Origin of the sequence: Labrys sedimenti (assembly GCF_034424805.1) — a bacterium.
GTDB classification, from domain to species: Bacteria; Pseudomonadota; Alphaproteobacteria; order Rhizobiales; family Labraceae; genus Labrys; species Labrys sedimenti.
The window spans coordinates 208,741-235,333 of the sequence record NZ_JAXOUF010000009.1 but is presented as its reverse complement, the minus strand read 5'-3'; the positions used below and the strand labels follow the sequence as shown (position 1 = coordinate 235,333).

The 26,593-nt window shown below is 65.1% G+C and carries 25 protein-coding genes; 15 read left to right on the top strand and 10 right to left on the bottom strand.

The genetic code is table 11. The features are described 5' to 3' along the window. Window positions 1-206 precede the first annotated feature (206 nt). The 5 genes from U1R88_RS23740 to U1R88_RS23720 all read right to left on the bottom strand — a co-directional run bounded on the left by U1R88_RS23740 (window position 207) and on the right by U1R88_RS23720 (window position 6,566). Entirely contained in the window at window positions 207-2,150 is a 1,944-nt protein-coding gene (locus U1R88_RS23740) for a vWA domain-containing protein (protein WP_322433476.1), read from the bottom strand. Then, window positions 2,140-2,856, bottom strand: coding sequence for an RNA polymerase sigma factor (locus U1R88_RS23735; protein ID WP_322433475.1), 717 nt, complete (start codon window positions 2,854-2,856; stop codon window positions 2,140-2,142). The genes U1R88_RS23740 and U1R88_RS23735 overlap by 11 nt, the downstream gene beginning before the upstream one ends. A gap of 464 nt (window positions 2,857-3,320) precedes the next feature. Then, window positions 3,321-4,619: an aspartate aminotransferase family protein gene (locus U1R88_RS23730; protein ID WP_322433474.1), complete on the bottom strand. Its 1,299-nt coding sequence runs from the start codon at window positions 4,617-4,619 to the stop codon at window positions 3,321-3,323. Then, on the bottom strand, window positions 4,616-5,683 hold the full coding sequence (locus tag U1R88_RS23725; RefSeq protein WP_322433473.1) for a phosphotransferase: 1,068 nt from the start codon (window positions 5,681-5,683) through the stop codon (window positions 4,616-4,618). The genes U1R88_RS23730 and U1R88_RS23725 overlap by 4 nt, the downstream gene beginning before the upstream one ends. Window positions 5,684-6,020: 337 nt before the next feature. Beyond that, entirely contained in the window at window positions 6,021-6,566 is a 546-nt protein-coding gene (locus U1R88_RS23720) for a cupin domain-containing protein (protein ID WP_322433472.1), read from the bottom strand. A 180-nt stretch (window positions 6,567-6,746) separates the two neighbouring features. Between U1R88_RS23720 and hisD the strand changes: the two genes are divergently transcribed. From hisD to U1R88_RS23690, 6 genes are all read left to right on the top strand, one after another. Continuing rightward, window positions 6,747-8,048: a histidinol dehydrogenase gene (gene hisD / locus U1R88_RS23715; RefSeq protein WP_322433471.1), complete on the top strand. Its 1,302-nt coding sequence runs from the start codon at window positions 6,747-6,749 to the stop codon at window positions 8,046-8,048. 168 nt (window positions 8,049-8,216) lie between these two features. Next, the gene (locus U1R88_RS23710) at window positions 8,217-9,266 is read left to right on the top strand and encodes an ABC transporter substrate-binding protein (RefSeq protein ID WP_322433470.1); all 1,050 of its coding nucleotides are present in this window, start codon (window positions 8,217-8,219) and stop codon (window positions 9,264-9,266) included. Window positions 9,267-9,497: 231 nt separating this feature from the next. After that, window positions 9,498-10,562, top strand: coding sequence for an ABC transporter ATP-binding protein (locus U1R88_RS23705; protein WP_322433469.1), 1,065 nt, complete (start codon window positions 9,498-9,500; stop codon window positions 10,560-10,562). Further along, entirely contained in the window at window positions 10,559-11,734 is a 1,176-nt protein-coding gene (locus U1R88_RS23700; RefSeq protein WP_322433468.1) for an ABC transporter permease, read from the top strand. The genes U1R88_RS23705 and U1R88_RS23700 overlap by 4 nt, the downstream gene beginning before the upstream one ends. Continuing rightward, on the top strand, window positions 11,731-12,558 hold the full coding sequence (locus U1R88_RS23695; RefSeq protein ID WP_322433467.1) for an ABC transporter permease: 828 nt from the start codon (window positions 11,731-11,733) through the stop codon (window positions 12,556-12,558). Before U1R88_RS23700 ends, U1R88_RS23695 begins: the two co-directional genes overlap by 4 nt. A gap of 421 nt (window positions 12,559-12,979) precedes the next feature. Beyond that, window positions 12,980-13,426, top strand: a complete 447-nt coding sequence (locus U1R88_RS23690; protein WP_322433466.1) for an NUDIX hydrolase — start codon at window positions 12,980-12,982, stop codon at window positions 13,424-13,426. Between the two features lie 30 nt (window positions 13,427-13,456). Here U1R88_RS23690 and U1R88_RS23685 read toward each other — a convergent pair whose 3' ends face one another. After that, window positions 13,457-14,359, bottom strand: coding sequence for a LysR family transcriptional regulator (locus U1R88_RS23685; protein WP_322433465.1), 903 nt, complete (start codon window positions 14,357-14,359; stop codon window positions 13,457-13,459). A gap of 188 nt (window positions 14,360-14,547) precedes the next feature. Between U1R88_RS23685 and U1R88_RS23680 the strand changes: the two genes are divergently transcribed. Beyond that, entirely contained in the window at window positions 14,548-15,951 is a 1,404-nt protein-coding gene (locus U1R88_RS23680; protein ID WP_322433464.1) for an MFS transporter, read from the top strand. Window positions 15,952-16,137: 186 nt separating this feature from the next. Here the strand turns inward: U1R88_RS23680 and U1R88_RS23675 are convergent, their stop codons facing one another. Further along, on the bottom strand, window positions 16,138-16,551 hold the full coding sequence (locus U1R88_RS23675) for a VOC family protein (protein WP_068291812.1): 414 nt from the start codon (window positions 16,549-16,551) through the stop codon (window positions 16,138-16,140). Between the two features lie 107 nt (window positions 16,552-16,658). Between U1R88_RS23675 and U1R88_RS23670 the strand changes: the two genes are divergently transcribed. Beyond that, on the top strand, window positions 16,659-17,141 hold the full coding sequence (locus U1R88_RS23670; RefSeq protein ID WP_068291810.1) for a MarR family winged helix-turn-helix transcriptional regulator: 483 nt from the start codon (window positions 16,659-16,661) through the stop codon (window positions 17,139-17,141). 39 nt (window positions 17,142-17,180) lie between these two features. On the opposite strand, the gene U1R88_RS23665 is transcribed toward U1R88_RS23670, so the two are convergent. Together U1R88_RS23665 and U1R88_RS23660 are read right to left on the bottom strand one after the other, a co-directional pair. Next, window positions 17,181-17,759, bottom strand: coding sequence for a DUF1993 domain-containing protein (locus tag U1R88_RS23665; protein ID WP_322433463.1), 579 nt, complete (start codon window positions 17,757-17,759; stop codon window positions 17,181-17,183). A gap of 87 nt (window positions 17,760-17,846) precedes the next feature. Further along, the gene (locus tag U1R88_RS23660; protein WP_068291801.1) at window positions 17,847-18,863 is read right to left on the bottom strand and encodes a polyprenyl synthetase family protein; all 1,017 of its coding nucleotides are present in this window, start codon (window positions 18,861-18,863) and stop codon (window positions 17,847-17,849) included. A gap of 114 nt (window positions 18,864-18,977) precedes the next feature. On the opposite strand from U1R88_RS23660, the gene U1R88_RS23655 reads away from it, so the two are divergent. Then, on the top strand, window positions 18,978-19,202 hold the full coding sequence (locus tag U1R88_RS23655; RefSeq protein WP_322433462.1) for a putative signal transducing protein: 225 nt from the start codon (window positions 18,978-18,980) through the stop codon (window positions 19,200-19,202). Continuing rightward, window positions 19,199-20,011: a tRNA1(Val) (adenine(37)-N6)-methyltransferase gene (locus U1R88_RS23650; protein WP_322433461.1), complete on the top strand. Its 813-nt coding sequence runs from the start codon at window positions 19,199-19,201 to the stop codon at window positions 20,009-20,011. Before U1R88_RS23655 ends, U1R88_RS23650 begins: the two co-directional genes overlap by 4 nt. Window positions 20,012-20,141: 130 nt before the next feature. Here the strand turns inward: U1R88_RS23650 and U1R88_RS23645 are convergent, their stop codons facing one another. Beyond that, entirely contained in the window at window positions 20,142-20,924 is a 783-nt protein-coding gene (locus U1R88_RS23645; protein ID WP_322433460.1) for a helix-turn-helix transcriptional regulator, read from the bottom strand. A gap of 193 nt (window positions 20,925-21,117) precedes the next feature. Between U1R88_RS23645 and U1R88_RS23640 the strand changes: the two genes are divergently transcribed. The 5 genes from U1R88_RS23640 (at window position 21,118) to U1R88_RS23620 (ending at window position 26,088) form a co-directional block, all read left to right on the top strand. Beyond that, window positions 21,118-22,206, top strand: coding sequence for an ABC transporter ATP-binding protein (locus U1R88_RS23640; RefSeq protein WP_322433459.1), 1,089 nt, complete (start codon window positions 21,118-21,120; stop codon window positions 22,204-22,206). A 48-nt stretch (window positions 22,207-22,254) separates the two neighbouring features. Further along, window positions 22,255-23,418, top strand: coding sequence for an ABC transporter substrate-binding protein (locus tag U1R88_RS23635; RefSeq protein WP_322433458.1), 1,164 nt, complete (start codon window positions 22,255-22,257; stop codon window positions 23,416-23,418). Between the two features lie 230 nt (window positions 23,419-23,648). Beyond that, window positions 23,649-24,488 carry an ABC transporter permease gene (locus U1R88_RS23630; protein WP_322433483.1) on the top strand — a complete coding sequence of 280 codons (840 nt, stop codon included), beginning with the start codon at window positions 23,649-23,651 and terminating at the stop codon, window positions 24,486-24,488. After that, window positions 24,488-25,291, top strand: coding sequence for an ABC transporter permease (locus U1R88_RS23625; protein ID WP_322433457.1), 804 nt, complete (start codon window positions 24,488-24,490; stop codon window positions 25,289-25,291). The genes U1R88_RS23630 and U1R88_RS23625 overlap by 1 nt, the downstream gene beginning before the upstream one ends. Window positions 25,292-25,326: 35 nt before the next feature. Then, window positions 25,327-26,088 (top strand): SDR family NAD(P)-dependent oxidoreductase, encoded by a 762-nt coding sequence (locus tag U1R88_RS23620; protein WP_322433456.1) that lies wholly within the window; start codon window positions 25,327-25,329, stop codon window positions 26,086-26,088. Window positions 26,089-26,593 lie beyond the last annotated feature (505 nt).

Here is a 26,593-nt window from a genome sequence, read left to right as displayed (position 1 = left end):
CGCGACGACAACTTTCTCGCTTCAATCCAACTCGCTTCAATCCGTATCTGGATACGAAGTTATGAGTCGGTCACCTAGAGGTCCCGGTAGGGGGATGAGGGGTTTTGCTGCGCATACCGAGTATGGCGCGTCCACCCCTCATCCGGCTGCCGCCACCTTCTCCCGCAAGGGGAGAAGGGGCTTGATCCTGACAGTTCGGCACTATCTCACGGCTGCTGCGGCAGGCCCTTTGCTGTCTTGGCTGCCCGAACCAGATTGACGAACTCGGCGCGGTAGCCATAGGGGTCGTCGCCCTTGGCACCGGCTGCGAGCGCGATGATGTCGTCCGGCTTGAGCGCGCCGACATATTTGCCGCCGCGCAGCCATTCGCCGAAACCGGCCACGGCCACGGCAAAGCGCGCATCGGCGGGCGCCTGTGCCAGCGTGGCGGCTTCCCCGGCATGGTTCACCGGGGTGGTGATCAGCCGGCTCGTCTCGGATTTCGGCAGCTTGTAGCGGATCTTTACGAAGGCATATTCGTCAGGCTTGTCTGCCGGCGCCACCGGCTGGGCTGCCTGATAACGGCTCTCGTCGACCGGGCGCGTCGCACCGGCCGGCACGATGTCGTAGATCGCCGTCACGCTCGCCCCCGAGCCGACATCGCCGGCATCGACCTTGTCGTTGTTGAAATCCTCGGTCTTGAGCATGCGGGTCTCGTAGCCGATCAAGCGATAGTCGCTCACCGCCGCCGGATTGAACTCGACCTGGATCTTCACATCCTTGGCGATGGGAAACAGGCTCGAGGTTGCCTCCTCGACCAGCACCTTGCGGGCCTCGTTCAGCGTGTCGATATAGGCGGCGACACCGTTCCCGTTCTGGGCCAGCTCCTGCATCACCTGGTCGTTCAGATTGCCCATGCCGAAGCCGAGCACGGAGAGGAAGATGCCCTTGCCGCGCTCGCGCTCGACGAAGCCACGCAGTTCGCCGGGATCGGCGATGCCGACATTGAAGTCGCCATCGGTGGCCAGCAGTACGCGATTGACCGCCTTGGTGTCGAAATTGGCCTCGGCCTGCTGATAGGCGAGGCGAATTCCCTCCCCGCCGGCCGTCGAGCCGCCGGCCTGCAGCCTGTCGAGGGCCGCAAGAATGGAGGCCTTGTCGGACGCCTTTGTCGGCGGCAGCACCACGCCGGCCGAACCGGCATAGGTGACGATCGAAACCTTGTCTTCCGGCCGCAGCGTGTCGACCAGCATGCCCAGCGACTTGACCAGCAAAGGCAGCTTGTTGGCCTCGTTCATCGAGCCGGAGGTATCGATGAGGAAGACGAGGTTGGCGGCCGGCCGTTCCTGGGCATGGAGGCTGTAACCCTTGATGCCGATACGCAGGAGCTTGTGCCCCGGCTGCCAGGGATTGGGCATCACTGTGGCAGCCGTCGAGAACGGCTCCTCGGCGCCGGCAGGAGCGGCATAATCATAGGGGAAATAATTGATCATCTCCTCGACGCGCACCGCTTCGGGCCTGGGCAGCAGGTTCTGGTTGAGCGCGGCCCGCACATAGGAATAGGAGGCGGTGTCGACATCGAGCGAGAAGGTCGAGACCGGCTCCTGCGCCACCACCTTGAAAGCGTTCTGCGGCGCGTTGGAAAATTTGTCGCGGCCGATCTCCTGCGAAGACCTGGTCTGTACCTCCGTATTGGCCGGAGCCGCCTCGACGAAGGCCTGAACATCATCCGGCACACCGCCGACAACACGCACCCGAGAATCGGCCGGCGGCGGCGCCAGGGGATCAAGACGCGCGACCTGCGTAACTGGCGTGGCCGGCTTCGATGTCATGGTCTTGGCGGCCGAGCCCGTATTCGAAGGTTCATACCCTGCTCCCGTCTCGACCTGAGACACGATGTACGGGGTTGCGGCCTCCTGCCGGCGCAATATATGGGTGCCGATCGGTACCGCGATCAGCAGAGCTGCCCCCGTCACCAGCGCCATGCGCAGGCTCGGGCGTGCGCTCAACCACGCAAGGCCGAGACCCCGCCACCAGCGTGACGCAGCACCCTGCCTGGGTCTGCTTGCCTCGAAATGTGCGATGGCCCGCGATATCGCCTTCTCGCGTGCCGCCTCGGAGACGATGGCATCCGGCAGTTCGATCTTGTGGTCTTCGTGATCAACGCGCATCGCGGATCTCCTTGCGGCTCGTGGTCGCCGGTTCGCGTCCAGCCGTCTCGGCAAGCTGCTTGCGCACTTGGTGCATGCGCCAGGACACGGTGTTTTCGGATAGGCCCAGTTCGGCGGCGGCCTCGCGATGGCTGAGCCCCTCGCCCGCCACCAGCACCACCGTGGCGCGCAGTTCGGGCGACAGGCCGGACAGCAGGCTCTTCAGCCAGCTCCGCCGGAGGAGGTCGCCGTCATCGCTCGCCGTTCCGCCAAGGGACACGAAATTCGACCAGGCCTGCCGCATGCGTCCGAAGCTGGATTTGCGCCGACGATGATCATGGCAGGCATTGATGGTGATGCCGATCAGCCAGGTGGTGAAGCGCGCCTGGCCGCGATAGCTCGCCAGCTTCTCCACCAATTGCATCAGCACGGTCTGCACGATGTCCTCGGCTTCCTGCGCCAGGCCGGTCTGGCGCCAGGCTACCCGATGGATCATGGCGTGGTGGCGCCGGATCAGTTTCTCGAAGGCGCGGCCGTCACCCTTGCAGGCACGGGCGACGAGGTCGGCATCACCATCATCGGCCTGTTCCCCGATGGCGGCCAGGCGCACCACGCCGGCGCCCTCGTCCGAAGCCCATGTCAGAGATGGCAGCCAGAGCCAGGCCAGGCACAGCGGTGAAAACCCAAGGTCGAAGCCTCCTGCATCAAAGCTTGCTGCCACGGCCATTTCGGCGCTCCCTCCTGCCACGGGCATAAGACGAACCGACCCCATCAGGCTGATATGATTGCATTCCAATCTCCCGGTCTGTTTGTTGACCGTTCCATCAGACGCAGGACGAGGAGATTTCCTTGGCGGGTGTTGGAGAAAAATATCATAGCCCTGCCCGACCTGCTTGCGACATGGCATTGAGCCAGAGCAGCCAGACGGAAGCCGTGCGTGATGGCACAGGGAGGCGTCGCGCGACAGCCTTCTCCTATGGTTTCTCGTAAAGACTTAAGCTTCACAGGCACCTATGCTTCAAGGCGCAAAATCACCGGAAACAATTCCCTTCTCCCCTTGCGGGAGAAGGTGGCGGCAGCCGGATGAGGGGTGGAGGCGGACGCCCTGCAAGGTGATGTATCTTCCCTCATCCCCCTGCCGGGACCTTCTCCCGCAAGGGGAGAAGGGATCCTATCCTGATGGGAATCTCCCTACAGGCTCGCCAGCGTCGCCTTCAATCTCTCGATCAGCAAGGCCGCATTATCATGCGAGAACACCATGGGCGGGCGGATCTTCAGGCTATGGCCATGCAAGCCGGTCGCGCTGATCAGCACCTGGCGCTCGCGCAGGCCGTTGACGATGGCGGCGGCGGTCGCGGCATCGGGGGCGCCCTTGGCATCGACGATGTCGGCACCGATGAACAGGCCGGCCCCGCGAACTTCGCCGAGGCGGCTATCGCGCGCGGCGAGGTCCTCCAGTCCGCTCTTGAGCCCCGCGCCGACATCGCGCGCATTGGCGATCAGGGCTTCGTTCTCGATGACATCGAGAACGGCCATACCCACGGCGCAGGAGACCGGATTGCCGCCGAAGGTGTTGAAATAGCGCACCTCGCGGCCGAAGGCTTCGAGATGCTCGGGCCGTGCCGCCATGGCCGCCATCGGATGGCCATCGCCCATCGGCTTGCCCATGGTGACGAGATCGGGAACGAGGCCATGCCGGGCAAAGCCCCACATGCCGGCTCCCGTGCGGCCGAAGCCCGGCTGGACTTCGTCGGCGATGAAGAGGCCGCCAGCGGCCCGGATGGCCTCCACGGCCGGGCGCAGGAAGCCCGGCGGATCGGCGAAGACGCCGTCGCTGGAAAAGATGGTATCGACCAGCAGCGCCGAGGGCCGGATGCCATGAACAGCCATGTCGGCAATCGCGGCGTTTACGCCTTGCGCGAAGCCCTCGCCGCTCGTGTCGGCGGATGTGGGTGCCGGCACCACCCGCACCGTTTCGCCAATGGGGGCTCCCGCGCCGAGCGAGGGCGACATGTGGGCGAGCACGTCGGTCACACCGTGATAGGCATTCTGCGTGACGATGACGCCCGTGCCGCCGGTCGCCGCCTTGGCGACGCGCAAGGCCAGGTCGTTGGCCTCGCTGCCGGTGCAGGTGAACATGATGTTGGCGATCTCGACCGGCATGGTGGCGACCAGCCGCTCGGCATAATCGAGAATGCCGTCGGTGACGTAGCGCGTATGGGTGTTGAGCGTCCCGGCCTGGCGCGCCAGGGCCGCGACCACATGCGGATGGCAATGACCGACGCTGGCGACATTGTTGTAGGCATCGAGATAAGCGGTGTCGTCGGGCCCGTAGAGCCAGACGCCCTCGCCCCGGACCACATGCACGGGATGGGCATAGAACAGGCGATAGGCCGGGCCGAGCACGCGCCGGCGACGCTCGATCAGGGCGGCTTCCTCGGCGGCGAAACCGGCCGTGTTGCTGGGATCGAAGGCATTGACCATCGTCATGAGGAGCGATCCTTGCTCAGATAAAGGTGGAATTCGTCCGCCGCCTGGCTTGGCGAAAGCGAGCGTGCCGCTGCCAGCCCCGCCCAGGCCCGGCCGGCATTGCGCAGGATGTAGTCGCGGTTCTCCGGCTCCAGTGTGCAGCGCCAGGCCGTGATGATGGCCGTCAGTGTCATGCGTCCCTGGATGAGATCGAACAGGCAGGCGATCTCCTCATCCGCGAGGGGCAGGACGCTGTCGTAGCCGGCCACGAACTGCTTGACCGGCTCCAGGAAGCCCGCTCCCTCGCCGATGTGATAGGAGGCCGATACGCCCACTTCGTTGACGAGCGGCGCCCGCACCATGTCGCCGAAATCGATGATGCCGGCGAGCTGGTCCAGCGCTCCAGCGCTCCCCGCCCCGACCAGGATGTTGGAGGGATTGTAGTCGTTGTGGATGACCTGTGTCCGAAGCCTGGCCGTCAGGGGCAGCGTATGGGCCTCGAGCCGGTCCAGCACGGCGGTGACGAGGGCGCGACGCTCCTCGTCCTCGATATGGACGACCAGCGGCCGCAGGCTGGGGGCGTGGGTGAGGTCCCACAACAGGTCCGTCGGGCTGCCGGCATGCTCAAAGCCGTTCAAGGCAAGATCGAGGCGGGCAAGACCGGCACCGAGATTGCGGCGCAGCGCCGGGCCGCGTTCGAGCTTGGCCAGCGGGGTGCCGGGCAGATAGGTCAGCACCCGCACCAGGCGCGGCTGCTGGTCCGGTTCGCGCAGCCAGAAATAGGCCTCGCCCGCCTGCGTACGCATGACCCGCGGCACCGGCAGATCGGCATCATGCCCGGCGATATGCAGCAGGGCCTCGGTCTGGAAGTCGGTCACCGCCGCGTCTTCGGCCGGGTTGACGATCTTCAGGAGAAACTCGCGCCCATCGCGCGCCAGGAGACGGAAATTGCTGTCACGCTCGCCGATCAGCGGGAAAGCCTCGACGTCGAGGCCGTAATGATCACGGATGATGGCCTCGGCACGTGCCTTGGAAACGGGCGGGGCCGGCGTTGAAAGAACGGTCGATGTCTGTGGAGGCGCCATGGCATCCCCCTCTCCCATCCCTCAGGCCTCGACGCAACCCCCGCATGGCGGGAGAGGCCATGCAGTGGTCGGTAAATCGACCAGGGTGCCTGCCTGTATGGCTGTTTCGGCCATCAGGCCTCGGTTCTCAGAATGGCGCGCGATCATCCTTCCCCGACTTCGGGGAAGGTGCCGATGCGAAGCAGCGGCGGAAGGGGGAGAGTGGCGCCCATCTGTCAAATATGATCGACTGCGCCACTCTCCCCCACCCGACCCGGCTTTGCCGGGCCACCCTCCCCGAAGTCGGGGAGGGATTGTCGCGCTCTACTCGGCCTCGTTAGATTGCGTCCTTGATAGCCTAATAGGTCGGCGGCGTGATCGCGCTGACGATCTCGCTGCGCTCGTCCGAGAGGTTACGGAAACGGTGCGGCAGCCGGCTGTCGAAATAATAGCCGTCGCCCGGCCCCAGCACCTCGACCTTGCCGTCGACGGTGATCTCGATGGCGCCGCTCAGCACCATGCCGCCCTCCTGAGCCGAATGGGCGTAGGCCTCGCCCGAATCGGCGCCGGGCGCGTAGGTCTCGTGCAGCAGCAGCATGGACTTGTTGGGATAATCGAGGCCGATGACGCGATGGGAGATCGCATCCGGCTGCCCGATCTCGGTCAGGTCGGCAGCGCGGTAGAAGGGGCTCTGCGGCAGTGCGGATTTGAGATCGATGAAGAAGCCTGGCAGCGTCGTGCCGAGCGCATCGAGAACCGCCCGCAGCGTGTCGAGCGAAGGGCTGATCAGGTCCCGCTCGATCAGCGATACCGAGGAATGCGACACGCCCGAGCGCAGGGCGACCTCCCTGACGCTGAGCTTGCGCCGATGGCGCAATTCGCGCAGCTTGTCTCCGATCTTCATCGCCTCTCCCCTGGCTTCGCAGCTTTGGCCTGGTGAATATATTGAACGAGGCTATCGGGGGCAATTGCGCCGGGCGTCTACGGCGGCAAGTCTTTGGGCATCTTCCTTCCCACAGCATCTTCCGAGGAAGTCGATCGACTCCCGATGCGCCAGAACAAAGAATTAGAGAGAAGGCCAGCAATGCTCGACGCCGCCATCCAAGCCCGCATCACCTCTATCAAGGCACCGGGACGTAGTGCCCTGACCGACAATGCCCCCGTCGAAGCCACCGTGAAGCAGGTCATCGACGAGGTGCGCAAGCGTGGCGACGCGGCGCTGCGCGACTATTCGCGTGAGTTCGACAAGGTCGATGTCGAGCGGTTCGAAGTGACAGCCGCCGAGCGCCAGGCTGCGGTGGATGCCCTCGACCCGCAGACCCGCGCCGATACCGAATTCGCCATCGAGCGGGTGCGTGCCTTTGCGCAGGCCCAGCGCGCCACGTTGCAGCCTTTGGAGATCGAGGCCCTGCCCGGCCTGCATCTCGGCCATCGCATCATTCCGATCGCCCGCGTCGGCGCCTATGTGCCGGGCGGACGCTATCCGCTGCTGTCGGCGCCTGTGATGACCATCGTGCCCGCGAAGGTCGCCGGCTGCGACGAGGTGATCGCCTGCCTGCCGCCGGGCGCCCACCAGGCGATGATCGCCGGCTGCCACCTCTCCGGTGCCGATCGTATATTCCGGGTCGGCGGGGCCCAGGCCATCGCCGCCATGGCCTATGGGACGCAGAGCATCCCGGCCGTCGACAAGATCTTCGGCCCCGGCAATGCCTTCGTCAACGAGGCCAAGCGCCAGGTCTTCGGCCTGGTCGGCATCGACCAGCTCGCCGGCCCCAGCGAGATCTTCGTGGTGGCCGACGAGACGGGGGACGCGGTCACCATCGCCGTCGACCTGCTGGCCCAGGCCGAGCACGACGTGCGCACCCGCGTCGGCCTGATCACCACCGACAGGACCTTGGCCGAAGCGACCCTGGCGGAAGTCGAGCGCCAGCTCATCAATTTGCCCACCGCCAATGTCGCCGGCCCGGCCTGGCGCGACTATGGCGAGATCGTGCTGTGCGAGGACGAAGCGGCCATGCTGGCCTATTCGGACTTCATCGCCGCCGAGCATCTGCAGGTGCATACGCGCGATGCCCATGCCACGGCGGCCAGGCTGCGCAATTACGGTTCGCTGTTCATCGGCGTCTCGGCCAGCGTGGTCTATTCGGACAAGTGCTGCGGCACCAACCACACCTTGCCGACCATGGGCGCGGGGCGCTACACAGGAGGCCTGTGGGTCGGATCCTACCTCAAGACCTGCACCCATCAGTGGCTGGACGATCGCGGCGTCGCCGCAGTCGGCCCGCCAGCCATCCGGCAGAGCGCCAGCGAGGGACTGGAAGGCCATCGCCGCGCCGCGGCGCTACGTCTGGCTCCCCAGCAGTTGCTCTCGGAGATCGGCGTCTAATTTTTTCACCGGATGCGGGCGCCGCCATTGCCAAGAGCGGCCTCGCGGGTTCCGATATGACCATCCCACGCGGCCACCCAGCCGCGTGCAACAGACGAGACGGGTCCTTTCCTCAAGAAAGAGACACCGCGACACACACCAGAGACCGAACCAGTGGGGAAGACCGCAATGCGTTTCAGACACCTCCTTCTTGCCTCCGGCATTGCCTTGGGCACCGCCCTGGCCGGCGTCGCCAGCGCCTCGGCGCGCGACCTGACCGTCGTATCCTGGGGCGGAAACTACCAGGACGCCCAGCGCAAGATCTACTTCAAGCCCTTCTCCGAGAAGACCGGCAAACCGGTGCTCGACGAGGCCTGGGACGGCGGCATCGGCGTGCTGCAGGCCAAGGTCAAGGCCGGCACGCCCAATTGGGACGCCGTGCAGGTCGAAGCCGAGGAACTGGCGATCGGCTGCGCCGACGGCATCTACGAGCCGCTCGACTGGAACAAGCTCGGCGGCAAGGACAAGTTCATCGACAGCGCCGTCAGCGATTGCGGCGTCGGCGCCATCGTCTGGTCGACGCAGCTCGCCTATGACAGCGACAAATTGAAGGAAGCCCCGAAATCCTGGGCCGATTTCTGGGACACCAAGAAGTTCCCGGGCAAGCGCGCGCTGCGCCGCGGTCCGAAATACGCCCTCGAATTCGCGCTGATGGCCGATGGCGTCGCCCCCAAGGACGTCTACACGGTGTTGCGCACGCCCGAGGGCGTCGACCGTGCCTTCAAGAAGCTAGGCGAGATCAAGGGCGACATGGTCTGGTGGGAATCGGGCGCACAGCCGCTCCAGCTCCTGAAGTCGGGCCAGGTGGTGATGACCTCGGCCTATAATGGCCGCATCACCGGCATCAACAAGACAGAGGGCACGCATTTCAAGGGCGTGTGGCCGGGCTCGATCTACGCGGTCGACAGCTGGGTCATCCTCAAGGGCAGCCCGAACAAGGATGCGGCGATGGATTTCATCGCCTTCGCCAGCCAGCCGGAGAACCAGTCCAAGCTGCCGCAGGACATCGCCTACGGCCTGCCGAGCAAGGCTGCCGCCGCCGCGGTACCGGCCGACCTTGCCGTCGACCTGCCGACCTCCCCGGCCAACATGACGGATTCGGTCTCCATCGACACCGAATTCTGGAACGACAACATCGAGGATCTGACCAAGCGCTTCAACGCCTGGCTGGGGCAGTAAAGCCGTCCTTTCCCCGGCATGCACCTGCTCCCGGGCACCAATCTTTGTCATTGCCGGGCTTGACCCGGCAATCCAGGACCGCTTTCAAAGCTGAGGCACTGGATGCCCGGGTCAAGCCCGGGCATGAGAAGACTGCGTTCATGTCGGCAGGGCCGTTCTCGATGTCCCTGCGGACATCGCTCATTCAACTTCCCAAAGGCCGCCGCGCCTGGAAGGAGCTTTTCGGATCCGATGGACTCGTTCATTCACTTCGACGGTGTCAGCAAATCCTTCGGCACGATGAAGGTCGTCGACAATCTCGACTTCCATGTCGGGCAAGGCGAGTTCGTCAGCCTGCTTGGCCCCTCCGGGTCAGGCAAGACCACGCTCCTGATGATGCTGGCCGGCTTCGAGGCGCCCAGCAGCGGTGCCCTGCTCGTCGACGGCACGCGCGTGGAGAACCTGCCCTCCTACAAGCGCAACATGGGCGTGGTCTTCCAGAACTATGCCCTGTTCCCGCACATGACCATTGCCGAAAACGTCGCCTTCCCGCTCAAGATGCGCGGCATAGGCCGGGCCGAGCGCGATGCCAGGGTCGCCAAGGCCCTCGATCTTGTTCGTCTCGGCCATCTCAAGGACCGCAAGCCCTCCCAGCTCTCGGGCGGCCAGCAGCAGCGCATCGCACTCTCGCGCGCGCTCGTCTACGAGCCCAAGGTGGTGCTGATGGACGAGCCGCTCAGCGCGCTCGACAAGCAGCTGCGCGAGCACATGCAGCTCGAGATCCGCGAGCTGCATCGCAAGCTCGGCCTCACCGTGATCTTCGTCACCCATGACCAGGGCGAGGCCCTGACCATGTCGGACCGGGTTGCCGTGCTCAATCTCGGCAAGATCGAGCAGCTCGACACGCCGTCCGGGCTCTATGACCGTCCGCGCACGCGCTTCGTCGCCGAGTTCATCGGCGAGACCAATCTGCTCGACGGCACCCTGAAATCCTGCTCGGACGGCATGGCGACCGTCGAGCTCGCCTTGGGACCGACCGTTTCCTGCCGCACCGAGCTTTCGCCCCAGCCGAGCGCGCCGGTTCTGGTTTCCGTGCGGCCCGAAAGGCTGCATCTGAGCGATGCGCCGGCCCTGGCCAACACGCTGCCTGTTCGCGTCGAGGACGACGTCTATCACGGCGATCACGTCCGCCTGCACCTCAAGAGCGGCGAACGCCGCCTGGTGGCCAAGGCCGACAGGCGCGAGGCAAGCCGGCCCATCGGCTCCGACGCCCATGTCGGCTTCGCACCCGACGATTGCACGCTGGTCCTGCCATGAAGGCGGCCTCGCGGCTCAAGGCCGCCCTCCTGGTGCTGCCCCTGATCGCCTTTCTCGGCATCTTCTTCCTGTGGCCGCTCGGCATGATGATCGTCACCTCCGTGCAGGGCGGCACCGTGCGCCACGCCTTCCCGCTCACGGCCGAGGCGATCGCCGGCTGGAAGGGCGAAGGCCTGCCGCCCGCCGAGGTCCAGGCCGCCCTCGCCAAGGACCTTCGGACGGTGATCCCGCAGGAACAGTTCGGCGATGCCGTGCGCGCCCTCAACAGCCAGCAAGCGGGCTTCCGCACCTTGCTGCCCAAGACGGCGACAGCCGTGCGCAACGCGCCGGAGAACAGCCCGCCGCCTCTCGCCGGCATTGACCCGCGCTGGAACCAGCCTGCCTTCTGGCTGGCGCTGAAGCGCTCGATGCCGGCCTATACCGACGCCAACCTGCTGGCAGCGGTCGACCTCAAGCGCGCCGACGACGGCAGCATCGCCAATGTCCCTGATGACATGGCGGTGAACCGCATGATCATGCTGCGCACCTTCATGATCGCCTTGCAGGTCACGCTGCTCTGCGTCGCCATCGGCCTGCCCTTCGCCATGCTGGCGGCCAGCGTCACCGGCTGGAAGCGCAATCTCCTGCTGCTCGCCGTGCTGCTGCCGCTGTGGACCTCGCTGCTGGTGCGCACCGCCGCCTGGATGATCCTCCTGCAGGAGAACGGCCTGATCAACCAGACGCTGAAGGCGCTCGGCCTGATCGATGCCTCGCTGCCGCTGATCTACAACCGCACCGGCATCCTCATCGCCATGACGCATGTGCTGCTGCCCTTCATGGTGCTGCCGATCTATGCCAGCCTCGTCGCCATCCCGCGCAATCTGATGCCGGCGGCGGCCTCGCTCGGCGCCCCGCCCCTGCGGGCCATGCGGCACGTCCTCCTGCCACTGGCCATGCCGGGCGTGCTCTCGGGCTCGCTCCTCGTCTTCATGGTGGCGCTCGGCTACTACATCACCCCGGCCCTGGTCGGTGGCCCGAACGAGCAGATGATCTCCTCGGTGATCGCCTTCTATGCCACCGGCACCGCCAATTGGGGCATGGCCGGCGCGCTCGGCATCTTCCTCCTGGTGCCGACCACGGTGCTCTATCTCGTCTATGGACGGCTCTCGCGCACGCCGATGGTGCAGACATGACGGGATTGGGCAAGAGCTCCTTCACCGCACTGCGCCTTGCCTTCGGCGCACTGGTCGTGGCGTTCCTGGTCATTCCGCTGGCGGCGATCCTGCCGCTGGCCTTCACCGACAGCGTGTTCCTGACCTACCCGATGACGGGCCCCTCGACGCGCTGGTTCGACACGCTCGCCACCAGCGACGCGTGGCAGCGCTCGATCGTCAACTCGATGATCGTGGGCTCGGGCGCGACGGTGCTCTCCACCGTGGTCGGTACGCTCGCCGCCCTCGGCCTCAGGCGCAATTTGGTGCCGTTCTCGGGCGTACTGCGCTCGATCTTCCTGCTTCCCATGGTGGTGCCGGCCGTGGTGCTCGGCGTCGGCATGCAGATCCTCTATGCAAGACTCGGCCTCGCCTCCTCCTATGCGGGCGTGATCATCGCCCATGCCGTCTTGTGCGTACCCTTCGTGCTGGTCAACGTCTCCGGCTCGCTCGCCAGCATCGATCCGGCGCTGGAGCGGGCGGCGGCCAGCCTCGGCGCCTCGCCCGGCACCGTGTTCCGGGCCGTGACCTTCCCGCTCGCTCTGCCCGGCATCCTCACCGGAGCGGCCTTCGCCTTCGCCACCTCGCTCGACGAGGTGGTGATCACCCTCTTTGTCGCCGGCCCCAACCAGACCACGCTGGCACGGCAGATGTTTTCTTCCTTGCGAGAGAATATCAGCCCGGCCATCGCCGCGGCTGCCTTCCTGATCATCGTGATCACGCTGGTGCTGGCCCTGGCCGTGAAGGGAGCCGCGATCCTCGCTCTGCTCGGCAAACGCAAGCAGGTGCTGCCGGCGGAGGAGTGATATCTTGGGGGCGGGTCTGAGGCCCCCCATTCAAGGTCTTTCGAACAAACCGGGAAAAGGCTGGGATAGAGCGGTGCCGCCCCTCATCCGCCTACCGGCACCTTCTCCCGCAAGGGGAGAAGGGAATCATTTTGGAAGGCGCCGCGCCCGTCAATCGCCTTCTCCCCCTGCGGGTGTCGTCAACTCTCTTGAGTTGACTAGAGGTGCCCCGAAGGGGCGGATGAGGGGTCGCACCACGCCATCCGGACTTCAGACCTCAACACCTTGAAAAGGGCGAGTCTGAAGACCCGCTCCCCAATACCGCCACCGGCCTCTGCCCGGCGCGTGCGCCATGTCACGGCGGCATAGCGGCACTTGGGCAAAGATATCGGCAAGTCAGTCGCGTAGGAGCCTTTGCTCCACTGAAAAGCGTGAGAGTACCATGTCGCGTACCGCCATCGACATCTTGCCCAATCCGACGCGCCGTCAGGTGGCTGCCTTACCGCTTCGCGAAAAGGACGGCCGCATCGAGGTCTGCCTGGTGACCACCCGCACCACCCATCGCTGGACCGTGCCGAAGGGCTGGCCCATCAAGGGGCGTAAGGATCATGTCGCCGCGCGCATCGAGGCCGAGCAGGAAGCCGGGGTAACAGGCAAGCCGCGCAAGAAGGCGCTCGGCTCCTTCGTCTACTGGAAACGCCTGACCGATCGCTTCGAGCTGATCAAGGTCAATGTCTATCCCCTGCGCGTCACCGGCATGCTGCCGGCCTGGAAGGAACAGGCCGAGCGCCGCGTGCAATGGATGGGCCTCGGCGATGCTTCCATCATCGTCGACGATCCCGGCCTGGCCAAGCTGCTGTCCGGGCTGAAGCCGGCGATGGCGCCCTAGGATATCCCCCTCCTGGAACCGCGGACCGACCTAAGCGGCCAGTTGCTCGATGCAGACCTTGCGGACACAGTCCCTCAACCAGCGATGGGCCGGGTCGGCGTCGAGCCGCGGGTGCCAGAGCAGCGAGATTGTGATCTCCGCCAGGGGAAACGGCAACGGGAAGCTGAACATGCCGGCGCGCAGGCGGCCGGTGGAACGCTCCGGCACGGTGGCGACCAGATCGGTCGCACGGGCCAGGGCCAGGGCTTCGGCAAAACCGCCGACGATCGTCGCGATGTCCGGCTCGAGCCCGAGCGCTTCGAGCCTGCCGTCGGCTGGGCCCCGATAGAGGGCCCGGCGAGAAATCAGAATATGGCTTGCCTGCGCATAGCGGGCCGGCGTGATCGACCCCTCGCTCAGGGGATGGCCCATCCTGACCACGCCGACGAAACGATCGCGGAATAGGGCTTGCGCGCGCACTTCCGGCCCCATCGAATCGCCGACGACTCCCGTCTCCAGATCCACGCTGCCGTCCCGCAGGGGCGTGCTCTCCTTGTCGATTTTCGGCACGAAGCGCAGTGTGACCCCCGGCGCCTGTTCGCGGACATGGGCAATGAGATCAGGTCCGAAATTCTCGACGAAACCGTCCCTGTTGCGAAGAGTGAAAGTTCTCGTGAGCTTTTTCAGGTCGAGCGCTTCCACGGGACGAAGAACGCTTTCGACGGCCTGGACGAGCGGGCCGACGCGTTCGCGCAGTTCCAGGGCCCGCGGCGTCGCCACGAGGCCGCGGCCGGCGCGCACGAGCAGAGGATCGCCGGTCGTCTCGCGCAAGCGGGCCAGGGCGCGGCTCATCGCCGACGGGCTAAGCCGCAACCGACGGGCGGCCCGGGCGACACTGCCTTCGGCCAGCAGGACGTCGAGGGTGATGAGGAGATTGAAATCGGGCAGCGACATGGGCCGATCATAGCATCCGCCGGCGGTCTTGGTATGGCGTATCATGCACGAATGAAGTGCAAATGGTGCGTGTTCCGCCATCTTGGGCATGGGCCTATCTTCGGTGGATCCCCCTTTGAACCGACGGAAAAACGCACCCCATGCCGAAGTCAGCCACACGAGACGATGATCGGATGCATGAACGGGCCATGCCCACGGTCCACGGGGCCCTCGCCTGCCTTGCCCTCTGCATCCTGCTGTCGTCCCTGGGCACAAGCATCGCCAATGTCGCCCTGCCGACCTTGGCCTCAGCCTTCTCGGCTTCATTCGAACAGGTGCAGTGGATCGTTCTGGCCTATCTGCTGGCCATGACCACTTTGGTCGTCAGCGCCGGGCGCCTGGGAGACATCATCGGGCGGCGAAGGCTGCTGCTGTCGGGGCTCGTTCTGTTCACGCTGGCTTCGGCCTGCTGCGCGATCGCACCGACATTCGTGCTGCTGGTGGCAGCGCGCGCCGCCCAGGGCCTCGGCGCCGCCATCATGGCAGCACTCGGCATGGCCATCGTCGGCGAGGCGATTCCTAGGGAAAGGACCGGCAGCGCCATGGGGCTGCTCGGCACGATGTCTGCCATCGGCACCGCCCTGGGGCCATCGCTCGGCGGCTTCATGATTTCCGCCTTCGGCTGGCGAAGCATCTTCCTCCTCAACATCCCCTTAGGCCTGCTGGCCTTCTATCTCGCCGGCCGTTTTCTTCCGGTCGATTGCGCGAAATCCCGGAATGGGCGCTCGGGCTTCGACAGCGTCGGCACGCTGCTGCTGGCCGCAACGCTCGCCGCCTATGCCCTGGCCATGACGACAGGGCGCGGCGCACCCGGCTGGATCGGCACGGGCCTCATCCTGGCCACCGTCATCGGAAGCGGCCTCTTCCTGCTGGTGGAGGCACGCATCCGCTCGCCTTTGATCCAGCTGGCAGCCTTTCGTGGTGAGGGGCTGAGCGTCAACCTAGCCACGAGCGCCCTCGTCGCGACGGTGATGATGACGACCTTCGTCGTCGGGCCCTTCTACCTGTCCCGCGTCTTTGCACTCGACGAGGCTGTGATCGGCATGGTGATGGCGGTCGGGCCTGTGATTTCCATCGTGAGCGGGGTCTTTGCCGGCCGTATCGTCGACCGCCTGGGCGCACCGCGCCTGATCCTGATCGGTCTCACCGAGATGGCGATCGGAGCCGTCCTCCTGTCCACGGCAGGCCCGGCATTCGGCGTCGCCGGCTACATTGCCGGCATCGTCGTGCTGACCCCGGGCTACCAGCTCTTCCAGGCCGCCAACAATACCGCGGTGATGGCCGTCATCCCGGCAGACCGGCGGGGCGTGACATCGGGCCTCATCAACCTGTCGCGCAATCTCGGGCTGATAACCGGGGCCTCGGCCATGGGCGCCATCTTCCGCTTCGCCTCGGGAACGGGCGATATCGCCAAAGCCGCCCCGGAGGCCGTCACCTTCGGCATGCAGGCGACCTTCGGCACCGCGGCGTTCCTGATCGTGGTCGCGATCATCCTCGCAACCGGAACGCGCCTTCTGGCAGGCCGCGCCGGGCAGGCCCAGGACGCGCCCTGAATTATCGGCGCGCCTTGGGTCCAGCTGTTCTCCAAACGGAGAACAGCTCTGTCTTGTCGGAGCCGGGCTTGACCCGGCTATCCAGAAACCGCCTACCTAACCCGTCCCGGGCTGGATTGCCGGGTCGAAGCCGGCAACGACAAGGTTCCTCCAGGCTCGGCGATGCCGGAATGCACCGCGTGGGCCTCAGCCCTGCTGCGCCATCGCCGCGGGGTCCATCCACACGATCTCCCAGACATTGCCGTCGGGATCCTCGACGCTGCGGCTGACCATGAAGCCGTGATCCTGCGCCGGATTGGGATCGGCCTTTCCGCCCGCCTGCGTCGTGCGGGCCAGCGTGGCGTCCACCGCATCGCGGGTATCGACATTGAGCGCAATCAGCGCCTGGCTCCATTGGCGCGCATCGCCGATCGGACGCTTGGTGAACTGGCCATAGCGCTCATGGGTAAGCAGCATCACCACGATCGCATCGGAGAGCATCACCGACTTGGTCTGCTCGTCGGAAAATTGCGGGTTCACCTCGCCGCCCAGGGCGACATAGAATGCAGTCGCGGCGGCAAGATCGCGCACCGGCAGATTCAAGAAAATCATCTTGGCCATCACTTCCTCCTTCACCGAATGGGCGAGTTGCCTTATTATCTCGCTATGATGTTAGTAGACATAAAGTATCTTAATGTCAAGATACTTTATGTCGAGAGAGTCTGCCGATGGACCGTGCCGATACCGCCGTCGAACAATGGGCCCGCGAGCGACCCGACCTCCCCTCTTTGCCGATGGCGGTGTTCGGCCGCCTGTCCGACGCGTCCGAGCGTGTGCTGCGCGACCATATGAACCCGCTCTTCGCCGCCGCAGGCCTGCAGCCGGGTGAGTTCGACGTGCTGGCCACGCTGAGGCGTTCGGGCGAGCCTTACATGCTTTCGCCGACGCGGCTCTACGAAGCGGCGATGATATCCTCGGGCGGCATGACCAATCGCCTCGACAGGTTGGAGCACGCCGGCCTGGTCGAACGGCGTCCCGATCCCAACGACCGCCGCGGCAAGCTGATCGCCCTCACCGAGGCAGGCAAGGCCGTGATCGACGAGACCATCGCCCGCCATGTCGCCAATGAGGAACGGCTGCTGTCGGTGCTGACGCAGGCGGAGCAGGAGAGCCTCAATGGCTTGCTCCGAAAGCTGATCACCGCACTTTGACGAAGAGTTTTGGCGGCTCCGGAGCCTGCCGCCTCTGCTTCAACCAGGCAGCCGCTGCATCGGCGGCTGTGGCTGCGGCTGCGCCTCCGCCATCAGATTGACGCCGGCTTCATATTGATGAAAGCCGTCGAAATCGCCCTTGCCGATCGGGCAGCCGGCGAGGCGCAGCAGCGAATAGGCCATGCCGAGATGAAAGAAGAAGTTCGGCAGGGCATATTGGGTGACGAAGTCCATGGCTTTGGCTTCGAACACGGCCTGGCCGGCCTTTTCGCGCACCAGCCTGGCTTCCCCGCCGGCAAAATCACGCCGCGAGACGTTCTTGAGCCGGGCAATGGTGTTTCCCAGCAGGAGCCGAATGTCGTCGATCGATTCGATCGGTCCGTCATCGAGCATGATCGGCTGCTGCAGAACCGGATTGATGGCCCGGATGGAGAAGCCGAGCGCGATGCGAACCTGCCACTTCAAGGGAAACATGTTCGGCTGCAGAGCGAGGTTGAGGACCTCCGCCTGCTCCGTACCCTGGAGCTGGAGATGCTCGGCCGTCTTGTCGAGGATCGCGTCGAGATTGGTAAGATAGCGCAGGAAAACCGGAACGGAAACGTCGAAGAGGTCAGCCATCGGCTTGCTTCCCTGGACGGCCTCGGACCGTCCGCCTAGATACGCCTGTGGGGCTCCGCATTTGGCCAGAAAGGGGCCGGCCAGAGCTCAGTGAGCGCGACCGATACAGAACTCCACCACCTCCACGAGGGCTGATTTCATCGGGCTGTCGGCGAACAGCGCCAGGGCATCCTTGGCCATCGCGCCATAGTGACGGGCGCGCTCGATGGTATCCTCCAGCGTCTTGTGGCGGCGCATCAGGCCGATGGCGTGCTCGAGATCGGCCTCCGCGATCTCGCCGCGTTCCAGCGTCCGGCGCCAGAAATCGCGCTCGGCCTCATTGCCACGCCGGAAGGCCAGCACCACCGGCAGGGTGATCTTGCCCTCGCGGAAGTCGTCGCCGACATTCTTGCCGAGCTTGGCGTCCGAGCCACCATAATCCAGCGCATCGTCGACGAGCTGGAAGGCGATGCCGAGATTCATGCCGAAGGACCGGCAGGCGGCCTGCTCATCCTTGGGCCGCTCGGCCAGGACCGGGCCGACTTCGCAGGCGGCCGCAAAGAGCTCCGCGGTCTTTCCGCGAATCACCGCCAGATATTCGTCTTCGGTGGTCGCGGTGTTCTTGGCGGCGGCGAGCTGGGCCACTTCGCCTTCGGCGATGACGGTCGCAGCGGTCGAGAGGATATCGAGCGCCTTGAGCGAGCCGACTTCCACCATCATCTTGAAAGCCTGGCCGAGCAGGAAATCGCCGACCAGCACGCTCGCCTCATTGCCCCACAGCATGCGGGCGGCCGGCTTGCCACGCCGCATGTCGCTCTCGTCGACGACGTCGTCGTGCAAAAGCGTGGCCGTATGCATGAACTCTACCGAGGCTGCGAGCTTGACATGGCCGTCGCCCTGGTAGCGCGCGAGTTGCGCGGTCGCCAGAGTCAGAATCGGGCGCAGGCGCTTGCCTCCGGAGGAGATCAGATGGTTGGCGACTTCCGGAATCATCGTCACCTCCGATCCCGTCCGCGACAGGATGGTGGTGTTGACCCGGGCCATATCCGCCTTGGTCAGGTCGACGATCGGCTGAAGCGAGCCTTGTGACCCGGATTTGTCCTCGAATGCGACAACGACGCCCAATACATGCACTCCGTTTTGCCGGCACCATAGAAATGCGCAGCCCCGCATACAAGCTTGCTGTTGTCGCGCCAACAAGCTCGTTGCAATTGTTGCGATAATCGCAACGATTGCGGCATGGAAGAAATCGTTCGTACCAATGATCCCGTGCTGATCTCCTATATCGAGGCCTTGCTGACCGAGGCGGGCGTCGTCCATCTCGTGCTCGACACCCATATGAGCGTGCTAGAAGGTTCGCTCGGCATGATCCAGCGCCGCATCCTTGTTGATATCGACCAGAGCGTGCTGGCACGCCAGCGGCTGACCGAAGCAGGCCTCGGCAAGGAGCTGCGCACGCCGTGACCAAACCCGCGACTGGGACCAAGACCGGAACCACGCTCTCGGCCTTTCTGGGTAACCGGCTTGAAATCGCCCAGCCTGCCAGTGGTCATCGTGTCGGAACCGATGCGGCTCTGCTTTCGGCCTGCCTCTCACCCTCTGCGGGAGAAACCGTCTACGACCTTGGAGCGGGGATCGGCGCCGCCGGCCTCGGCCTTGCCGTCCGTTGTCCGCAATGCCGCCTCGTCCTGGTCGAGATCGATCCGGCCATTGCAGCGCTGGCGGCCGGGAATGCAGCACGCAACGGCCTTGCAGAGCGGGTGACCACGCTGGAGGCCGACGTCACGCAAAGGCCGGCGAAGGGGAACGCGCTGCTGCCCGGCACAGCCGATCACGTCATCATGAATCCGCCCTTCCACCTTCCCGGCACGATTCGCCCGGCGCCCGACGCCTATCGCGCCGGCGCGCATGTGCACGGCCAGGCCGACGAGGAAGCCTGGATCCTCTGTGCCCTCGCCCTGCTGCGCGCCAAGGGCAGCCTCGCCCTCATCCACAGGGCCGACGCCCTGCCCCGGCTGCTGGCAGGCCTCGACCGCCGCTTCGGCGACATTCGGGTCAAGCCCGTCCAGGCGCGCATCGGCCTGCCGGCCGTCCGCCTGCTCATTCGTGCCGTCAAGGGCTCGCGTGCGCCCTTCCTCCTGCTGCCGCCGCTGATCCTGCATGATGAGGACGGTGGCTTCACCGACGAGGCGGACGCCCTGCATCGCGGCGAAGCGGCAATCGACTGGCAGGACCGGCCTGGCGCCGGAAGCACTTTCCAGAAACGTCGATAGGCAATTGCTCACTCACTGCCTTTCGGGGCAGCACCCCGGTGAGCAATTAAACTGATAGGCTTTCCGACTGAGAAAACACGTCAAAACAAAGAGCTAGAGAAAAATAGCGTCTCTTCGAATCGCCATTTTTCTAGCCCGTCTCGTTCAGGAGCGAGAGAAAACGGGCGAACAGGCCGGCCTGGGAATGGATGCCGAGCTTGTGGCGGATGTTGCGGCGATGCACCTTCACCGTGCCCGTCGAAATATGCAGCAGGCGGCTGATCGAATCCGACGAATGTCCCTGCAGCACCAGATTGACGATTTCCCCCTCCCGCGCCGTCAGCGACTGGCTGGCCCAGAGCCGGGCCCGGTCGAGGTCGCTGCCCGGCAACGGCAATGTCGTGACCCGGCTGCCGGCCTCGCCGAACTCCGGCAGGTCGCGCCAATGCTGGGCGCAGAGCGCGAGGACGATCGGGGTCAGGTCGCGCAGGCCGCGTACCTCCGCAGTGCCGAACGGGCCGGAGGCGGCCAGGCGCATCAGGGACCAGACCACCGAGGTCTGCTCCGGGAGCTGCACGAAGAAGCCGACTTCCTCGGCCAACCCCGTCTGGCTGTAATAGGAGCGGAAATACTCGCTGGTATAGAAGCGGTCGGGTGCCAGCTCGCGCATGCGGCGGAAGCCCTCGCATCCCCCGATCGCGGCCCGATGGAAGGGATCGAGCAGATAGGCGCCGTCCTGGTAGAGGGCGACGAAGACATGGCTCTCGGCGGGCGAGAAGGTCTCGTACAGCATCGGCGGCCGCGCCGACCCGCGATAGGCGAACACCACGCTGTGATCGAAGCGCGCATGCAGACCGAGCCAGGCCAGCAGGGCGCGCTCGAAGTCCCCCGAACCGCTGCGGCCAGCCGCTTTCATCGCCTCTGCCAGCGCCATGGATGCCGCCAAATTATGCCTGGAGCCGCCGATTTCTACCCCCTGTGCTGAACAAACATGCAGCATATACCCCCTGGTAGGTATATACGAGATGAAATAGGCTCTGCTAGCTTTCCTTTCGCACAAGAGCCGAAAAGCAAGAACGAAACGGCCAGAACGAAACGGCTTGCATCGACCGAGGGGACCAGCGCGGATGAACGATACGACCTCGCCCGATATCGAGTTTCGCGCCGTTGCCAAGCGTTATGGCGAAGTCACGGCGGTGCATGGCATCGATCTCGCCATCCCCAACGGCGCCTTCGTCGCGTTGCTCGGCCCCTCTGGCTGCGGCAAGACCACCTGCCTGCGCATGATCGGCGGCTTCGAACAGCCGAGCGGCGGCCAGGTGATGATCCGCGGCCAGGACATGGCCGGCACGCCGCCCTATCGCCGCCCGGTCAACATGGTCTTCCAGCAATATGCGCTGTTTCCGCATCTGAGCGTCGGCGACAACATCGCCTACGGCCTGCGCCAGGCCCGCCCGCGCCTGGCTGGCTCGGAGATCGCCCGGCGTGTCGACGAGGCGCTCGCCATGGTGCGCCTCTCCGGCTATGGCCGCCGACGCATCCACGAGCTTTCCGGCGGCCAGCAGCAGCGCGTCGCCCTGGCGCGGGCCCTGGTCAACAAGCCCGCCGTGCTGCTGCTCGACGAACCTCTGGCCGCTCTCGACAAGAAGCTGCGCACCGAAATGCAACTCGAACTGCAGAACCTGCAGAGGTCCCTCGGCATCACCTTCGTGCTCGTCACCCACGACCAGGAAGAGGCGCTCTCGATGAGCGATCTCGTCTGCGTGATGAACAAGGGCCATATCGTCCAGACCGGCGCGCCCAGCCAGATCTATGACGATCCGGCCGATCTCTTCGTCGCCGATTTCGTCGGAAAATCCAATTTCCTCGACGGCAAGGTCACAGCGGCCGATGGCAAGGCCGCCAGCATCGTGCTGGCAGACGGCACCACGCTCCAGGCCCGCAGCCATGTCCCGCTCCGGCCCGGCCAGGCCGCACGCGTCAGCATCCGCCCCGAAGCCATGCGCCTGGAAGCCGGTGAGGGACCGAGCCTGCGGGGCACCGTACACAACCGCATCTTTCTCGGTTCGACCGCCGAATATGCCATCGACATCAAGGACGTCGGCACGGTCCTGGTCGCCGCCGACCACCTGGCGCACGGTCCGGGCCTCAAAGGGCCCGGCGACAGCGTCTCGATCGGTTTCGCACCGGGAGCACCACTCGCCTTCGCCGCCTGAACCATCCGAAAAACCGCGCAAAGCGGCACCATCAGAGGGAAATGAGTCATGTCGAAATCCTATCGCGACGGCCTGCCGATCTCGGCCCAAGGCTTCGCTGACCACCTCCTGCGCTACCGCAAGGGCTCAATCAGCCGCCGCCACTTCCTCGGCGCGACCGGCCTGGGCATGGCGATGGCCGTCCTCGGCCGTGAGAACGGCCTACTGCCTGCCCCCGCTTATGCCGCCGGCGAACTCGGCGACAAGATGTCGATCGCCACCTGGCCCAATTATCACGACCCGCAGACCTTCGTGAATTTCACCAAGGCGACGGGCGTCGCCGTCGAGGTCAACGTCTTCGGCTCCAACGAGGAGATGCTGGCCAAGCTGCAGGCCGGCGCCACCGGCTGGAGCCTGTTCGTGCCGACCAACTACACCATTTCGACCTACAGGAAGCTCGGGCTGATCGACGCCATCGATCTTGCCAAGCTGCCGGCCTATAGCGCCCCGACCGAGGATGCCCGCTTCACCGCCGAAGGCACCATCGACGGCACGGTCTTTGCCGTTCCGAAGAATTGGGGCACCACCGGCTTTGCCGTGAACACCCAGAAGCTCACCAAGCCGCTGTCGAGCTGGAAGGATTTCTGGGACACCGCCATGGCCGAGGGCTCCAACCGCACCATGGTGCACGACTACCAGCTCACCACCATCGGCAACGCCCTGAAATATTTCGGCTATTCCTTCAATTCGCTGAAGCAGGACGAGCTTGCCAAGGCCGAGGAACTGTTGATCAAGGCCAAGCCGCATCTCTATGCGGTGTCCTCGGACTACCAGCCGCCCATGCGCGCCAACGATGCCTGGATGACGATGTGCTGGACCAATGACGGCGCGCAGCTCAACCGCGACCTGCCCCACATCAAATACATCCTCGGCAAGGAAGGCGGCGAGATCTGGACCGATTTCTACGCCATCCCCAAGGATGCGCCCAACAAGCCCGCCGGCTATGCCCTGCTCAACTATCTGATGACGCCGGAAAATGCCGTGAAGGAGCACATCGCCAATGGCGCGCCCTGCACGGATTCGCGCGTCAACGCCCTGCTGCCCAAGGAGTTTCTCTCCAATCCCATTCTCTATCCGGCCGCAGAGTTGCTGAAGCCGCTGGAGTTCGGGGCCGCGGCGACGCTGACCGATCCGGGCCGCGCCGAGCTGATGGCCCGCTTCAAATCGGCCTGACCGGCCCCCTCAGGATGGCTGGAGGGAAGGTCGCTCCGTCATTCCCGGCGCCACCGCAGGTGGGGGTGCCGTGTTTGCCCCTGGATTCCCTTCCTCTCACCCTCTCTCGCTTCGCTCGCGAGCGGCTCGGCCGGGAATGACTGCATCCCTCACGCTGAGAACCTATTCCGCCAGTGCAGTTCCATCCTTCCCTCGGAAACGATCCAGTGGCCTCCTCCCGCGCCCGCCGCATGCTCGTGACCATCTTGCTGCTCGCCCCGGCGAGCGTCTGGCTCGTGGTCTTCCTGGTGCTGCCCTTCATCGCCGTCCTCGTCTTCAGCGTCGGCGAACGGGCGCCGGAAGGGGGTTACCAGGCTGCGCTCTCCCTCGCGCAATATGCCAATCTCGGCGCGCGCTCAGCGGCCTTCTGGAACACCGCGATCCTGGCGCCGGCCGGCGCCTTCGCCTGCCTGCTGGTCGCCTATCCGGTGGCCTACTATCTCGCCATCAAGGCGGCGCCGCGCTGGCGGCTGATCCTCCTGGCGCTGGTGGTCATCCCGTTCTGGACCAGCCTTTTGATGCGCTCCTACGCCTGGATGTACATCCTCGGCTCGCGCGGCATCCCGGCCCTGCTCGACCTCGTCGGCATTGCCGGTGTCAGGCTGCTCAATACGCCGGGCTCGGTGCTGGTCGGCATCGTCTATGGCTACCTGCCGCTGATGATCCTGCCGATCTATGTCAGCCTCGAACGGCTCGACCGCCGCCTGCTGGAAGCCTCGGCCGACCTCGGTGCCACCCCGTTCTCGACCTTTTTCGGCGTGACGCTGCCCTTGTCCCTGCCGGGCGTGATGACCGGCTTCAGCTTGGTGATGATCCTGCTGCTCGGCGAATATCTAATCCCGACCCTGCTCGGCGGCGGCAAGGTGTTCTTCATCGGCAACGCCCTTGTCGACCTCTTCCTGCAGTCGCGCAACTGGCCGTTCGGCTCGGCCATCGCCGTGACATTGGTCGTCGCCTCGGTCGTGGTGCTCATGATCGCCAACCGCATCACCGCGCGCGTCTCGGGCGCCCGGCAGGTGGACCTGATCTGATGAGAGCCTTCGTCGCCGCCGTCTTCGCCTTCCTCTATCTGCCCATCGGGCTTTTGGTGCTGTTTTCCTTCAACGCCGGCCGCAATGCCAGCGAGATCGTCGGCTTCTCGACGAAGTGGTACGGCACGGCGCTCGCCAACCCCTTCCTCACCGAGGCGCTGCGCAACAGCCTGTTCGTCGCCTCCAGCAGCGCCCTGCTGGCCGCGATTTTCGGCACCGCCGCCGCCCTCGGCTTATCCCGTGTGGGAACGCGGACCCGCCTCGTCTTCGATGCCCTTTTCGGCGCCGCCATCGTGGTGCCCGGCGTGGTCATCGGCATCGCGACGCTGGTGGCGCTGGTACAGGTCTTCGCCTTCGCCAACCCGTTGCTCGCGGCGGTCTGGCCCGGCGACGCACCGCCCCGGCTGGGCCTCGGCTATGGTTCGATCATCGCCGCGCACGGCCTGTTCTCGATGGCACTTGTCACCATGATCGTGCGGGCCCGGCTCGGCAGCCTGAGCCGGGACCTGGTGGAAGCTTCGAGCGATCTCTACGCCACGCCCTTCACCACCTTCCGCTCCATCGTGCTGCCCCAGATCTTCCCGGCCATTCTCGCCGGCTTGCTGCTGGCCTTCACCTTCTCCTTCGACGATTTCATCGTCGCCTTCTTCGTGGCCGGCCCCCAGACCACTCTGCCAATCTATGTGTTCGCCTCGATCCGCCGCGGCGTGACTCCCGAGATCAACGCCATCGCCACACTGGTGCTGGTCGCCTCGGTGCTGATGGTGCTCCTCGCCCAGTTCCTGCTGCGCAAGCGCCGATAGCGAGCCTCGCGCCACCATTTGTTGAGTGAATCCCCATGATCCTGGAAAACCGCATCGCCATCGTCACCGGCTCCGGCTCCGGCATCGGCCAGGCCGGCGCCCTTGCCATGGCGCGCGAGGGCGCCATCGTGATCGTCGCCGACCGGGATGCCGCCGCCGGGCAAACGACGGCCGACATGATCCAGGCGCAAGGCGGGCGCGCCGAGACCGTAACCACTGACGTGGCGGATGACGCCGCTGTGGAGCGCCTGATCCGCGCCACGCTCGAACGCCATGGCCGCATCGACATCCTGCACAATCACGCCGGCATCCAAGTCGGCGGGCCGCTGACGGATGTCAGCCCGGATGGCTTCGATGCGTCCTGGCGCATCAATGTCCGCGCCCATTTCCTGGCGGCGCGGCTCGCCATGCCGGCGATGATCGCGGCCGGCGGCGGCGTCATCCTCAACACCGCATCCAATTCCGGCGTGTTCTACGACAGGGAAATGATCGCCTATGCCACCTCCAAGCACGCGGTGGTGGCGATGACGCGCCAGATGGCGCTCGACTATGCCCGGCATAAGGTGCGGGTGAACGCCCTCTGCCCTGGCTGGGTCGACACCCCCTTCAACGAGCCCTTCATTGCCCAGATGGGCGGCCGCACCGCCATCGAAGCCTATGTGCGCGAAAAGATCCCAATGGGCCGCTGGGCGACGGCCGAAGAGATCGCCGAGGCCATTCTTTTCCTGGTCTCGGATCGTTCCGCCTTCATGACCGGTCAGGCCCTGGTTGTCGACGGGGGCGAGAGTATCGGCTGATACCAAGTTTCGGAGATGCCGACGTGTCAAAGCATGGCCTTCCTGCGATCGGAGGAAGGGTCAAATCAAAGACTTGGCATGAGCCGTCGCCGCCAGCTTGGGCCAACTCGTATGAAGTCTGATTTACCCGCACTGTCATTGCGAGCGAGGCGAAGCAACCCAGAAGCTTGAAGGCACAGAGTTTGCGGCCTCTGGATTGCTTCGCTTCGCTCGCAATGACGGGCGGCCTTTTGGGTTCCTGATATTACAAATCAGCTCTACTCGTCTCCCGCGCGCCTTCCGCGCGGGCGGTATGGTCCTGCCTCGCGTTGACCAAAATGAACGCTCCTGTTTTTCAAGCAAAACAGCCTGTCAATATTCGGCAGGAAATGTGTCGGTCGACATCTGCAAAAGCGCTTTGAAAAGGCTTGACTCGGGCCGCTGGCTGGAGTGCAACTATGTCAATAACATGACAAATCTGTTGCAAACTTTTGGCATACGCGTCCCTCTAGCGCCGTTTGTCTGA

Coding starts and splice junctions, on each gene's coding strand:
- U1R88_RS23740 (WP_322433476.1), bottom strand. CDS start 2,150: ATGCGCGTTGATCACGAAGACCACAAGATCGAACTGCCGGATGCCATC.
- U1R88_RS23735 (WP_322433475.1), bottom strand. CDS start 2,856: ATGGCCGTGGCAGCAAGCTTTGATGCAGGAGGCTTCGACCTTGGGTTT.
- U1R88_RS23730 (WP_322433474.1), bottom strand. CDS start 4,619: ATGACGATGGTCAATGCCTTCGATCCCAGCAACACGGCCGGTTTCGCC.
- U1R88_RS23725 (WP_322433473.1), bottom strand. CDS start 5,683: ATGGCGCCTCCACAGACATCGACCGTTCTTTCAACGCCGGCCCCGCCC.
- U1R88_RS23720 (WP_322433472.1), bottom strand. CDS start 6,566: ATGAAGATCGGAGACAAGCTGCGCGAATTGCGCCATCGGCGCAAGCTC.
- hisD (WP_322433471.1), top strand. CDS start 6,747: ATGCTCGACGCCGCCATCCAAGCCCGCATCACCTCTATCAAGGCACCG.
- U1R88_RS23710 (WP_322433470.1), top strand. CDS start 8,217: ATGCGTTTCAGACACCTCCTTCTTGCCTCCGGCATTGCCTTGGGCACC.
- U1R88_RS23705 (WP_322433469.1), top strand. CDS start 9,498: ATGGACTCGTTCATTCACTTCGACGGTGTCAGCAAATCCTTCGGCACG.
- U1R88_RS23700 (WP_322433468.1), top strand. CDS start 10,559: ATGAAGGCGGCCTCGCGGCTCAAGGCCGCCCTCCTGGTGCTGCCCCTG.
- U1R88_RS23695 (WP_322433467.1), top strand. CDS start 11,731: ATGACGGGATTGGGCAAGAGCTCCTTCACCGCACTGCGCCTTGCCTTC.
- U1R88_RS23690 (WP_322433466.1), top strand. CDS start 12,980: ATGTCGCGTACCGCCATCGACATCTTGCCCAATCCGACGCGCCGTCAG.
- U1R88_RS23685 (WP_322433465.1), bottom strand. CDS start 14,359: ATGTCGCTGCCCGATTTCAATCTCCTCATCACCCTCGACGTCCTGCTG.
- U1R88_RS23680 (WP_322433464.1), top strand. CDS start 14,548: ATGCCCACGGTCCACGGGGCCCTCGCCTGCCTTGCCCTCTGCATCCTG.
- U1R88_RS23675 (WP_068291812.1), bottom strand. CDS start 16,551: ATGGCCAAGATGATTTTCTTGAATCTGCCGGTGCGCGATCTTGCCGCC.
- U1R88_RS23670 (WP_068291810.1), top strand. CDS start 16,659: ATGGACCGTGCCGATACCGCCGTCGAACAATGGGCCCGCGAGCGACCC.
- U1R88_RS23665 (WP_322433463.1), bottom strand. CDS start 17,759: ATGGCTGACCTCTTCGACGTTTCCGTTCCGGTTTTCCTGCGCTATCTT.
- U1R88_RS23655 (WP_322433462.1), top strand. CDS start 18,978: ATGGAAGAAATCGTTCGTACCAATGATCCCGTGCTGATCTCCTATATC.
- U1R88_RS23645 (WP_322433460.1), bottom strand. CDS start 20,924: ATGGCGCTGGCAGAGGCGATGAAAGCGGCTGGCCGCAGCGGTTCGGGG.
- U1R88_RS23640 (WP_322433459.1), top strand. CDS start 21,118: ATGAACGATACGACCTCGCCCGATATCGAGTTTCGCGCCGTTGCCAAG.
- U1R88_RS23635 (WP_322433458.1), top strand. CDS start 22,255: ATGTCGAAATCCTATCGCGACGGCCTGCCGATCTCGGCCCAAGGCTTC.
- U1R88_RS23630 (WP_322433483.1), top strand. CDS start 23,649: ATGCTCGTGACCATCTTGCTGCTCGCCCCGGCGAGCGTCTGGCTCGTG.
- U1R88_RS23625 (WP_322433457.1), top strand. CDS start 24,488: ATGAGAGCCTTCGTCGCCGCCGTCTTCGCCTTCCTCTATCTGCCCATC.
- U1R88_RS23620 (WP_322433456.1), top strand. CDS start 25,327: ATGATCCTGGAAAACCGCATCGCCATCGTCACCGGCTCCGGCTCCGGC.